The organism is Amycolatopsis sp. NPDC051372 (assembly GCF_040682095.1).
In the GTDB taxonomy this organism is placed as follows: Bacteria; Actinomycetota; Actinomycetes; order Mycobacteriales; family Pseudonocardiaceae; genus Amycolatopsis.
Genome location: NZ_JBFBAF010000002.1, coordinates 381,513 through 392,525 on the forward strand (window position 1 = coordinate 381,513; position 11,013 = coordinate 392,525).

Sequence of the window (11,013 nt, forward strand, 5' to 3'; positions counted from 1 at the left end):
TGGTGCACCTGGCTCGAGGGTGGGTGGGCCACGAAAGCCTATCGACCCGCCGGCACGGGGCCGACGTCCCGCCCCGCGACCCGCCGGGCGATCAGCCTGATTTCGGCAGTTCGACGACCGGGGCCACGAATCCGCCCGCCTCCTCGGCCGCGATCGCGGCCGCGCACCGGGGCCGCAGACCGCCGAGGATCGCCGAGCTGATCTCGCCCAGCTGCTGCGCCTGCTCCGGCGTCAGCCGGTCGAAGAGGCTCTCGCGCACGGCCTCGACGTGGCCGGGGGCCGCCGTCTCGAGCGCCGCGAACCCGGCGTCGGTGAGCACCGCCCACGCGCCGCGCTTGTCGGTGGGGCACGACTCGCGCCGCACCCAGCCCTTGCCCTCCAGCCGCGCCACGGCGTGGGACAGACGGCTGCGCGAGGAGCCGCGGGCTTCGGCGAGCTCGCTCATCCGCAGCCGACGCCCGTCGGCTTCCGACAGCGCCACCAGGACCTCGTAGTAGGTGTGCGGCATGCCCGAGTCGTGTTGCAGCTGGCCTTCGAGGTGCGCTTGCAACAGCGCGGCGGCCTGGGAAAAGTCGCGCCAGACGCGTTGCTCGTCTTCGGAAAGCCAGCGAGGTTCGGACATACGTCCACGGTACCCCTGATTGAGGGCTCAATTACTAATCCGGCCAAAAGTAGGCCGACCCCCGAGCGGCACGTAACCGTTGCTACGAAGACATTCGGCCGTGACTGTGGTCGGATTAGTAATGATCGGCACAGACCGCGTCGGTACACTCCCGCGCCCCGTGGTCTTCACCACGCGTCCGCCAGGAGTTTCCTCGTCTCTCCGAGCAGCTGCGGCAGCACCTTGGTGTGCCCGATCACCGGCATGAAGTTGGCGTCCCCGCCCCAGCGCGGCACCAGGTGCTGGTGCAGGTGCGCCGCGATGCCCGCGCCGGCGATCACGCCCTGGTTCATCCCGATGTTGAACCCGTGGGCCGCCGACACCGCCCGCACGACGCCCATGGCGTGCTGGGTGAACTCGGCCAGCTCGCGCGTCTCGGCCTCGGTCAGGTCGGTGTAGTCGGCCACGTGGCGGTACGGCACCACCATGAGGTGACCGGGGTTGTACGGGTACAGGTTCAGCACCGCGTATACCGTCTCGCCGCGCGCCAGGATCAGCGCCGTCTCGTCGTCGAGGCCCGGGATGCGGCAGAACGGGCAGCCGTCGGACTCGTCGTCGTCCGGCTTCTCCTGCCCCTTGATGTAGGCCATCCGGTGCGGGGTCCACAGCCGCTGCAGCGCGTCCGGGACCCCCACTCCGTCCTGCTCGACGATCTCGGGACCGTCCGCGTCGCTCACCGCAGGATCTTCTCCACGGCCTCCGCGCTCGGCGAAGCGTTCTCGCGGCCGGCCACCCACTCGGCGATGGCGTCGACGGCGGTGGCCACGGACACGCCGTTGATCTGGCCGCCGTCGCGGAAGCGGAACGACACCGCGCCCGCCTCGGCGTCCTTCGCGCCCGCCAGGAGCAGGAAGGGCACCTTCTGCGTGGTGTGGGTACGGATCTTCTTCTGCATGCGGTCGTCACTCGCGTCGACCTCGGCCCGGATTCCCTTGGCGCGCAACGCCTTTTGCACGCCGTCGAGGAACTCGACCTGGTCGGCGGTGATCGGGATGCCGACGACCTGCACCGGCGAGAGCCATGCGGGGAACGCACCGGCGTAGTGCTCGGTCAGCACGCCGAAGAACCGCTCGATCGAGCCGAACAGTGCGCGGTGGATCATCACCGGGCGCTGGCGCGAACCGTCGGACGCGGTGTACTCGAGGTTGAAGCGCTTGTTCTGGTTGAAGTCCAGCTGGATCGTGGACATCTGCCAGGTGCGGCCGATGGCGTCCCTGGCCTGCACGGAGATCTTCGGGCCGTAGAACGCGGCGCCGCCCGGGTCGGGCACGAGCTCGAGGCCGGAGTCGATCGCGGCCTGCCGCAGCGTCTCCGTGGCCTCCTCCCACTCCCAGTCCTCGCCGATGAACTTCTCGGAGTCACCGCGGGTGGACAGCTCGAGGTAGAAGTCCGACAGCCCGTAGTCGGCCAGCAGGTCGAGCACGAACTTCAGCAGCGAGCGCAGCTCGCCCGGCATCTGCTCCTTGGTGCAGTAGATGTGCGAGTCGTCCATCGTCAGGCCGCGCACACGGGTGAGGCCGTGGACCACACCGGACTTCTCGTAGCGGTACACCGTGCCGAACTCGAACAGCCGCAGCGGCAGCTCCCGGTACGATCGCCCGCGCGAGCGGTAGACCAGGTTGTGCATCGGGCAGTTCATGGCCTTGAGGTAGTAGTCCTCGTCGTCGAACTTGACCGGCGGGAACATCGTGTCGGCGTAGTAGGGCAGGTGGCCGGAGGTGTGGAACAGCTCGCCCTTGGAGATGTGCGGCGTGTTCACGAACTCGTAGCCGGCCTCCTCGTGGCGGCGGCGCGAGTAGTTCTCCAGCTCGCGGCGGATGATGCCGCCCTTCGGGTGGAACACCGGCAGGCCGGAGCCGATCTCCTCCGGAAAGGAGAACAGGTCGAGCTCGGCGCCGAGGCGGCGGTGGTCGCGGCGCTCGGCCTCGGCGATGCGCTCGAGGTAGGCGTCCTGCGCCTCGCCCGACTCCCACGCCGTGCCGTAGATCCGCTGCAGCTGCGGGTTCTTCTCACTGCCGCGCCAGTACGCGGCGGCCACGCGGGTGAGCTTGAACGCGGGGATGAACTTCGTGGTGGGCACGTGCGGGCCGCGGCAGAGATCGCTCCACACGCGCTCCTTGGTGCGCGGGTCGAGGTTGTCGTAGATCGTCAGCTCGCCGCCACCGACCTCCATCACCTCGTCGGTGTCCACTTCGGACTTGAGGTCGACCAGCTCGAGCTTGAACGGCTCGTTCGCCAGCTCCTTCTTCGCCTCGTCCACGGAGTCGAACACGCGGCGGGAGAACTGCTGGGCACCCTTCACGATCTGCTTCATGCGCTTCTCGAGCGCCTGCAGGTCTTCCGGGGTGAAGGGCTTGTCGACGGCGAAGTCGTAGTAGAAGCCGTCCTTGACCGGCGGCCCGATGCCGAGCTTCGCGTCGGGGAACTCCTGCTGCACGGCCTGTGCGAGCACGTGGGCGGCCGAGTGGCGAATCACGCTGCGGCCGTCCTCGGTGTTCGCCGCGACGGGCTCCACCTCGGCGTCGGCTTCGGGCGCCCAGGCGAGGTCGCGCAGCTTTCCCTCGGCGTCGCGCACGACGACGATCGTGTCCGGGCCCTTGGTCGGCAGCCCGGCCTCGCGGACCGCGGCTCCCGCCGTAGTGCCCGCCGGAACCACCACGCGCTCGGCGGGGACGGCGGCGGCTGACGGCGGATGCGACACGATCGGCTCCTTCTGGGGCAAGTGACGAGGATGACTCCGGTTGATGCTAGTCGGCGGCCCGCGGGCGTCTCACGCGTGTCGGCGCTAACCGGGGCGGCTCCCCCGGGCTCGTCTTCCCGCACCACGCAAGCGGCCGCCGACCGGGTGGTCGGCGGCCGCTTCGACGGACCTCGTCCGGCGCTCAGTAGGCGCCGTCCCCGCCGACGACGGCCCGGAAGGTTTTCCACAGGATCACCAGGTCCAGCGCGAGCGACCAGTCCTCGACGTAGCGCAGATCGAGCCGGATGCTGTCGGCCCAGGAGAGGTCGCTGCGGCCGCTGACCTGCCACAGGCCGGTGAGGCCCGGCTTCACGAGCAGCCGGCGGCGGGCGTCGGGCGCGTACTGGCGCGTCTCCTCCGGCAGCGGCGGGCGCGGGCCGACGAGCGACATGCGTCCCGCGAGCACGTTGAACAGCTGGGGCAGCTCGTCGAGCGAGTAGCGGCGCAGCAGCCCGCCGACACGGGTCACGCGCGGGTCGCGCTTCATCTTGAACAGCGGCCCGGCGCCTTCGTTGTCGCCTTCGAGGTTCTGGCGGATCTTGTCGGCGTTGGGGACCATCGTGCGGAACTTCAGCATCGTGAAGTTCTCGCCGTCCTTGCCGACGCGGCGCTGCCGGTAGATCACCGGGCCGCGGTCGCCGAGCTTCACGGCGAGCGCGATCGCCAGCAGCAGCGGGGAGAACAGCGTCAGGAGGAACGCCGCGCCACAGCGGTCGACGACCTCCTTGACGAGCCGCCGGCCACCGGTGAACCGCGGCGCGGTGACCCGCAGCAGCGGCATCCCGAGCACCCCCGAGACGTTGAGCCGGGGTCCCCCGACCTCCATCAGCACCGGCGCCACGACCAGCTCCGCGGCGGTGCCTTCGAGGTCCCATGCGAGGCGCTGCAACCGCTTCGGCGTCCAGTACTGGTCCGCGGTGATGGCGACGACGCGGTAGCCGCCGCGGCGCACGTGCCGGGAGAGCTCCTCGAGCCGGCCCACCACGGGCACGCCGTCGATCTCGCCGCTGCCGCGGTCCGTGCCGCCGTCGACCGTGCAGACCGCTTCCACGCGCCAGCCGACGTGCGCCTCGGTCTTCGTGCGGGCGATGAGGTCGGCCACCGTCGCGGGGCTGCCGGCCGCCATCACGGGCAGCAGGCACAGGCCGCGGCGGCGCTTGCGGTGCAGGACCTGGCGCAGCAGGTAGCGCTGGGGAAAGGCGAACAGCGCGATCACGGGCACCACGATGAACACCCACGGCTGCACGTCGAGCGCGCGGAAGAGCAGGCCGCCGAGCGCCACCAGCACGGCGGCGGCGATGAGGCCGCGGCCGAGCGTCCGGTACTCCTCGGGTCCTTCGCCGAGCACGCGCGGGCTCCACGCGCGGCTGACCGGCAGCGCGCACAGCACCGCCAGGGCCGTGCCGAACGCGTGCATGTCCTGCGGTGCCACGCGGTCGATCACGAAGGCGCTGACGCCGATCACCACGAAGGCGGCGACGATGTCACTGGCGATGACCCAGGCGCGGTAACGCTTCTCCCACGAAGCGGGATGCGATTTGGCCGTGGTCGACTCGACGGGCGCGGGCCGGGTCGCGTTCGAGGCCTGCGCGGCCGTCGCGGTCTTCACGCTCCCCGCGCCGGCGGGTGCGGGGATCTCCGGCATCGCCTGGAGGTCGATGTGCCGCGGCGGTTCGCTGACCGTGAATGTGGGCCGCACCGACTCTTCCATCAGACCTCCCAGGAGCATGGTTCGAAGGTCTCCGCCGGCACGCTGCGTGAACAAGTTTGATCTCGGAGCGTGATCATGACCCGTACCCGATTCAGCCACCAAAGGAGCGACACACGCCAAGGTATCGGCGGCTATCCGGGACTCGTTACAAGGATTTCCGGCCACATCCTGCGGCTCCATCACGCAAATGAATGGCTTGAAGATAACGGGATGATGACGATGAGTAATAAGTGGCAACCCACCGATAACTACGGAATGTAGTCAATCTTCCACCACCGTCCGCGGCGGGCCCGGGGCGTCCCGGCCACCGAAATGTTCCACTGTGGACACTCCGGTCCGGACGCGTCCACACTGGATTTCCCCGGAGGTCCAGTGAATCGGGCCGCGCCGGGGGTGACATTCTGCCTCGCGGTGTCACGGCGTCGGGTTTTCGTCACACGCGAAGTCCCCGCCGGGCCCCATACTCCCCGGGGTGCGCGCGCCGGCGCGTCGATCACGCCGTGCTCCCACCGCGGGATCGCCTCGTTCACCCGTCATGCCGAACCGGGCCCGCTGATGCGCGAGGCCGTTGGGGCGCCTCGGAAGCGCGCCAGATTCACCGGAATGGCCGCGCCTCGGACGGAAACCTTCGAACGTCGGCGGACCGCGCCGCCGGCCCGGGCCGGAGCGCGGGCGAAATGCATGCGGCCGTTCGGGTGGTCCGAACCCCAACGTGATCGAGAAAGTGCTCAGGATCACATTCTCGGCACCAGTTCGAGTCCGCATGCCAAAAAACCACGCGAGTCGTACGGCGAAGGTCATTTGTCCGCGTGCGACCTGCAAATTGCAGGTCAGGAACCCGTGCCGAGACCGTTGCGGAGCTGTGATCGACCGGATCGGGCCGGGTCCCGCGACCGCCGGGCCGGGTTGCGCCACCGCAAGGTGCTGACCTGCGAAGATTCTTGCGCGGAAAACAGTCGAGGCCCCGGATCGTGGGATCCAGGGCCTCGATGTGGTGGGCGATACTGGGATCGAACCAGTGACCTCTTCGGTGTGAACGAAGCGCTCTCCCCCTGAGCTAATCGCCCGCTCATGGAGTGAAGACAACTCTACAACACGACTTTCGAGGGCCTGCAAACGGGTGGTTGGCGGCGAACACCCTGCGTCTACCAGCGAATACGGAGCGAACAACCCCGAGCTAGCCGGGGTTGTGCCGCGATGGGGCCGCTCGCGCCCGGCTTCGACATCCGTGCGACGGTGCTATCGCGCGACGGTCGAACCGCGCAGTATGTACGTGTGGTTGCCCAGCGGGCGCCCGCGGAGGGCTGCGCGGCGCGGGCGACGAAGGATGGAACGGTACTGCCGACCACGGACGGGTGATCTCCGGCGAACCCGCGACGGAATCGGCTTTCCGGAGCGTCTCATCGTCGTCCTCGGTCGTCCGGGCCGGGAAGGGAGACGAAGGGTAGGACGATGCGCAACGATCACGTGACGCTCCGCTCGACGGCGGTCTTCGACCTGCTGGCGCCGCGGACCCCGGCGGTTCCGGTCAAGGTTGAACTGCGCTACGACACTCGCGACCCCTACGCGGTCGTCGCCGCCTTCCGCACCGGCCGCGCGGGCTGGGTCGAGTGGGTCTACGCCCGCGACCTCCTCGCCGACGGCCTCCTCGCCGACGCCGGCGACGGCGACGTGCGGATCCGCCCCTCCGTCGAAGACCCCGAGTCCGTGCTCATCGAGCTCAACTCACCCTCCGGGCACGCCATGTTCGAGGCCTCCGCCCAGGAGCTCGCCGACTTCCTCGACCGCACGTACGACGTGGTGCTCCCCGGCAACGAACACCTGTGGGTCGACGTCGACGACGCCCTGACCCACCTCATCCCCAACGATCTCGCCTGATCACAGACCCGCAACCGGGAGATGGCGCCCCGGTGACGGGGCGGTTTTCGGGGTCCGATATGGTTCTCCCACACCACGGCGACGGGGTGCCGGGCCACAAACCGGGCATTCGGGACCCGAGGAGAGTGCGGACGTAGCGCAGCTGGTAGCGCATCACCTTGCCAAGGTGAGGGTCGCGGGTTCGAATCCCGTCGTCCGCTCGAAAGGCTCTTCGAGGCCTTGCACGGTGGAGTGGCCGAGAGGCGAGGCAACGGCCTGCAAAGCCGTGTACACGGGTTCGAATCCCGTCTCCACCTCGCGCGATTAGCTCAGCGGGAGAGCGCTTCCCTGACACGGAAGAGGTCACTGGTTCAATCCCAGTATCGCGCACCAGCTGAAACCGCAGGTCAGAAGCCCTGCTCCTCTTCGGAGGGGCGGGGCTTCAGCCGTCAGATGGCGTGAAATGGCGATGGGCCCCGAACCGGTGTCGAGCGCCCGGCGGGACCGCAGGTGCGGGAACCACGACACCAGCTTCGCCCGCTCGCCCGGATACAACGACGCCAGCGACCGCAGCCACCGCTCCTCCAGCGCGTCCAGATTCTGGTTGACCATCGCCGGGGTCACGTGGTCGTTGACCCGTGCGATCCCCTTCATCTTCTGACCCAGCCGTGCGCGTCGTCGGCGTCGTACTCGTGCTGCTGCTGTCCGGCGAGTTCACCCCAACGGGCGCCGGTGTAGAAGTCCGTCAGGCACAACACGAACCCCGACTTCTCCAGACCCGTCTCGTAGAGCCGCATGGCAGCCCGCAGGGCCTGAGCCGGACTGGCGACCAGCCGCTCAGTCTCGAACTCGCCACTGGTCACGCGGACCCCGCTGCAGGGGTTGGCCGGGATCATCCGAGTACGCACAGCGCCGTTGAGGATGGTCGAGAACAACGCGAAGTACGACGACGCCGACAACTCTGCGTAGTCTTCGTGCAGCTCCGAGAGCCACGCTCGATCTCGACGTAACCGTTGAAGATCGCGATCAAGGGCCACACCTTCCACTGCAGGAGGAGCTGATTGTCCGGGAACGATCGGTATTTCGCGGCCTTGTTCAGCTCCAGCCGCGGAGACACAGCCTCCAGCCACTCCTCGGCGAAGTCCTGAAACCGGGTTTCGCCATCACGCGGATCCAGCCACAAGTTCCGCCGGATCAACGCCTCCTGCTCCAGCCCCCGCAGATCACCGGCGCGGCAGCCTGGTCCTACAAGGTCCTTGGGGACAGCTGAATGGTCACCACTCAAAGCCTTTTGAGGGAAGTGTCGCCGCAGCACACAATTATCCATGTCGAAGAACCAACAAGCCGTCAATAGGACTTCGAAGAAAATCAAAAACCTCGCCATAGCACATACCGGCGACCGTAACGGAATTTCTGGACGCTACTATTCAACAAACCCGTCACGTGATCCGACAACTCAACCAAGTCGACACAGATAGCCAAGAAAATCACGATCGAGATTAGCGTGCGCCGCGACAGCAGGCAGCATCTTCGCCGGGTGCGCGGTCGACTCCGGCACGTATCGGCCCTTGCGCTGTGCGGCCGGTGACGTCTGGGCGGTCGCCCACACCGACACCGGTCCCGCCGCTCGTCCGCCAACCAGGTTGAGCTGCCCGTCGCAGAAAAGTTCGAGGCATGAACTTCGTGTTCCGGGGAAGCCTTCAGGCGACAAGAAGGAGGTTTCCATGGCGGAGAACGACGAGGACGTCCTCGAGCTGCTGCAGCGGGAGCACTGGGAATCCACGAGCGGTTCGCTGGGAGGTGAGCGGCAATGAAGCACGGAGAACCGCACGACGGCGACGGCGAGGCCGATCCGCAGGAGTTCGCGGAAGAAACCAGGACGGACCCGGTGCCCCGGGAGGTGCAGGAGTACCAGGAGCCGAATCAGTCGGCGGCTCCGGTCTCCGGCCGCCGCCGGCTGGCCGGCGTGCTGCGGATCCTGTTCGGGGTGGTGTGGGCGATCGACGCCTCGCTCAAGTGGCGCCCCGATTTCCTGCGCGGCCAGGTGTTCGCCCACCAGTTCGGCATCCACGACCAGATCACCACTCCCGTCATCCGCCAGTGGATCGACCTGTGGCAGCACATCGCGGCGCTGGCGCCCACCGGCATGGGCGTCGCGACGGCCATTGTCGAAACGCTCATCGCGGTCGGCCTGCTCACCGGCACGCTGTGCAATGTGGTGTATGTCGGGAGCGCCGTGTACTCGTTCGGGATCTGGTCCGCGGCGGAGGCGTTCGGCCTCCCGTGGTCCGCGGCCGGCGCCACCGACATCGGCCCGTCGATCGGGTACATCATCGCCGCCCTGGCCCTGCTGGCCGCTCCGGGCAACGCCATGTGGAGCGTCGACCGCGTACTCCGGCCACGACTCGGCAAATACGGCTGGATGTGCGGCGATTGAGTCCTGCCAGGCTTCGCGAATACCAGTGAGTGCACCGCCCGTCGCGCTGGGTGACTTCCTCGTGGGACGCGGGAGGAAACCGACCGTCGAGTGCGGCGGCAGGCACGCAGTAACGTTCGGACGATCGCCGTACACAGCCGAACCGACGCCGCTCAACTGGCCGACAGCCACGGCCGGATCTGCGGCATCAGCACCACCGACGCCCGCTTCGGCCTCGGACTGACCGCCGAAAGCACCGGGAGCCAGTGACGACCGCCCACGCCGCCCGTTGAGCAATCCGGCGCTGGCGCAACATTCGCGAACGTAGGCAACGTTGCTCGATGACGTCGCCTACGCGGTGCCCTGGGCAGCCGCGCTCGTGAGACTCGCTTGGCGACTCGGCTTCGCCGAGTGAGCTGCTCGCGAACTACCTGCCACGGGCGAGGCGCCCGCACTCCGCCGCAGAGAGAGCAGCACTGAACTCACCGCACAAGAGACTCGAATCGCTCACTTCGCCCAGCGGCCTCACCAACCCGGATCTTCGGCAAGCTCGGCATCAGCTCTCGCCAGCAATACCGCGCCGCCGCGCACGAACGCCCGCTCTGCGGAGCCCTGACGACAGGGTTCGCCTGATCGATGACTCCAGCAACGAGCGGACCGGTCCATCGCCGGGCGGTGGAACTCCAGCCGCGAGCGGGTGAGGCTCCGGATGTCGCAACGCCGGCACCGTGCACGCTGATCAACTGAAGCCCTTGATGTGGTCGTCTTTCAAGCCAGACAGCGATTCGAGCAACGTTGGTTACAGCGCTTCCTATTTCCCATGTGTCAAGGATGCGCGAGCCAAGCCGGGCCCATGAAGATGTCAAGATCGGCGGCAGTTTGGCTCCAATCCGACGTGGGCGCAGGAGTTGATCTATGGGTCGCGCGCAATGTGTGGCTTTCATCGGTTGGCGTCACTTTTGCGCACTCTGCGCAGATATGGTCCATGGTCGGAAAACGCCTTTACTTACGCATTTTTCACAGCCTATGCGACGTGTTCGACGACACTTCTCTAACCAAGTCTGCAAGTCGATTTCCGGGGTACCGTCGTTGATGTCGGGGCGCGCCGACGGAACAGATTCACACTGTATTGAGGAGGAGATCACGATGGGTTCTTTCAAGCCGGTTCACCGCGACCGTTACGACTCGCGGCGCAACGACCACGGGGGATCGTACGACCACTCCCGGCGGCACAACCGCAACCGTCGCTACGGTCGCTGATCCTGTTCTGACGGTCAGGACCAGCAAGTCCTGATCCCGAAAGAGGGGGGAGGGGCCGGCGCGTCGAAAGCGCCGGCCCTCACTCTTTCCCCAACCCGGCCGGCCAAGCCGCAGTCCATGGAACGACTCGAAACGAGGTGCGCGTGACCGCCATTATTCCCGCGGCGAGCGACGGCGGCACCTACACGAGCGACGCGGACAGCCCCGCGAAGCCGGCGTCGGTACGTCAGGCATTCCGGAGGTTCTGGCCCTATGTCCGCGCCGAACGCCGTCTGATGCGCCCCGGGTCTGGTGCAGGTCTCGTTGTCTGTCACCGAGCCCGGGCAGGCTCGAAGGGTTGATCGTAGCGTGACGCTTGGTGGCCGGCT

The 11,013-nt window shown here is 67.6% G+C and carries 7 protein-coding genes, 4 tRNA genes and 1 pseudogene; 5 read left to right on the forward strand and 7 right to left on the reverse strand.

What is annotated here, in order from left to right:
* Nucleotides 1-91 precede the first annotated feature (91 nt).
* The 5 genes from AB0M56_RS05545 to AB0M56_RS05565 form a co-directional block, all read right to left on the reverse strand.
* A complete protein-coding gene (locus AB0M56_RS05545; RefSeq protein ID WP_364171358.1) occupies nucleotides 92-622 on the reverse strand; it encodes a MarR family transcriptional regulator in 531 nt (176 codons plus the stop codon).
* Nucleotides 623-789: 167 nt separating this feature from the next.
* The gene (locus tag AB0M56_RS05550) at nucleotides 790-1,338 is read right to left on the reverse strand and encodes an HIT domain-containing protein (RefSeq protein ID WP_364171360.1); all 549 of its coding nucleotides are present in this window, start codon (nucleotides 1,336-1,338) and stop codon (nucleotides 790-792) included.
* Entirely contained in the window at nucleotides 1,335-3,362 is a 2,028-nt protein-coding gene (thrS, locus tag AB0M56_RS05555) for a threonine--tRNA ligase (protein WP_364171362.1), read from the reverse strand. The genes AB0M56_RS05550 and thrS overlap by 4 nt, the downstream gene beginning before the upstream one ends.
* A 181-nt stretch (nucleotides 3,363-3,543) precedes the next feature.
* Nucleotides 3,544-5,112, reverse strand: a complete 1,569-nt coding sequence (locus AB0M56_RS05560; protein WP_364171394.1) for a sugar transferase — start codon at nucleotides 5,110-5,112, stop codon at nucleotides 3,544-3,546.
* A gap of 992 nt (nucleotides 5,113-6,104) precedes the next feature.
* Nucleotides 6,105-6,179 (reverse strand) — tRNA-Val (locus tag AB0M56_RS05565).
* 385 nt (nucleotides 6,180-6,564) lie between these two features.
* On the opposite strand from AB0M56_RS05565, the gene AB0M56_RS05570 reads away from it, so the two are divergent.
* The 4 genes from AB0M56_RS05570 (at nucleotide 6,565) to AB0M56_RS05585 (ending at nucleotide 7,362) form a co-directional block, all read left to right on the forward strand.
* Nucleotides 6,565-6,990 (forward strand): SsgA family sporulation/cell division regulator, encoded by a 426-nt coding sequence (locus AB0M56_RS05570; protein WP_005159130.1) that lies wholly within the window; start codon nucleotides 6,565-6,567, stop codon nucleotides 6,988-6,990.
* A 127-nt stretch (nucleotides 6,991-7,117) separates the two neighbouring features.
* Nucleotides 7,118-7,190: transfer RNA gene (locus AB0M56_RS05575), tRNA-Gly, on the forward strand.
* Nucleotides 7,191-7,215: 25 nt separating this feature from the next.
* Nucleotides 7,216-7,286 (forward strand) — tRNA-Cys (locus AB0M56_RS05580).
* 1 nt (nucleotide 7,287) lies between these two features.
* A tRNA-Val gene (locus tag AB0M56_RS05585) sits at nucleotides 7,288-7,362 on the forward strand.
* Nucleotides 7,363-7,464: 102 nt separating this feature from the next.
* Here AB0M56_RS05585 and AB0M56_RS05590 read toward each other — a convergent pair.
* Together AB0M56_RS05590 and AB0M56_RS05595 are read right to left on the reverse strand one after the other, a co-directional pair.
* Nucleotides 7,465-8,182: pseudogene (locus AB0M56_RS05590) on the reverse strand (integrase); the annotation flags it as partial.
* A gap of 243 nt (nucleotides 8,183-8,425) precedes the next feature.
* Entirely contained in the window at nucleotides 8,426-8,695 is a 270-nt protein-coding gene (locus AB0M56_RS05595) for a hypothetical protein (RefSeq protein ID WP_364171396.1), read from the reverse strand.
* 84 nt (nucleotides 8,696-8,779) lie between these two features.
* On the opposite strand from AB0M56_RS05595, the gene AB0M56_RS05600 reads away from it, so the two are divergent.
* Nucleotides 8,780-9,406 (forward strand): hypothetical protein, encoded by a 627-nt coding sequence (locus AB0M56_RS05600; protein ID WP_364171364.1) that lies wholly within the window; start codon nucleotides 8,780-8,782, stop codon nucleotides 9,404-9,406.
* The last annotated feature ends 1,607 nt before the right edge of the window (nucleotides 9,407-11,013 follow it).

Coding starts and splice junctions, on each gene's coding strand:
- AB0M56_RS05595 (WP_364171396.1), bottom strand. CDS start 8,695: ATGGAAACCTCCTTCTTGTCGCCTGAAGGCTTCCCCGGAACACGAAGT.
- AB0M56_RS05545 (WP_364171358.1), bottom strand. CDS start 622: ATGTCCGAACCTCGCTGGCTTTCCGAAGACGAGCAACGCGTCTGGCGC.
- AB0M56_RS05600 (WP_364171364.1), top strand. CDS start 8,780: ATGAAGCACGGAGAACCGCACGACGGCGACGGCGAGGCCGATCCGCAG.
- AB0M56_RS05570 (WP_005159130.1), top strand. CDS start 6,565: ATGCGCAACGATCACGTGACGCTCCGCTCGACGGCGGTCTTCGACCTG.
- AB0M56_RS05560 (WP_364171394.1), bottom strand. CDS start 5,112: ATGGAAGAGTCGGTGCGGCCCACATTCACGGTCAGCGAACCGCCGCGG.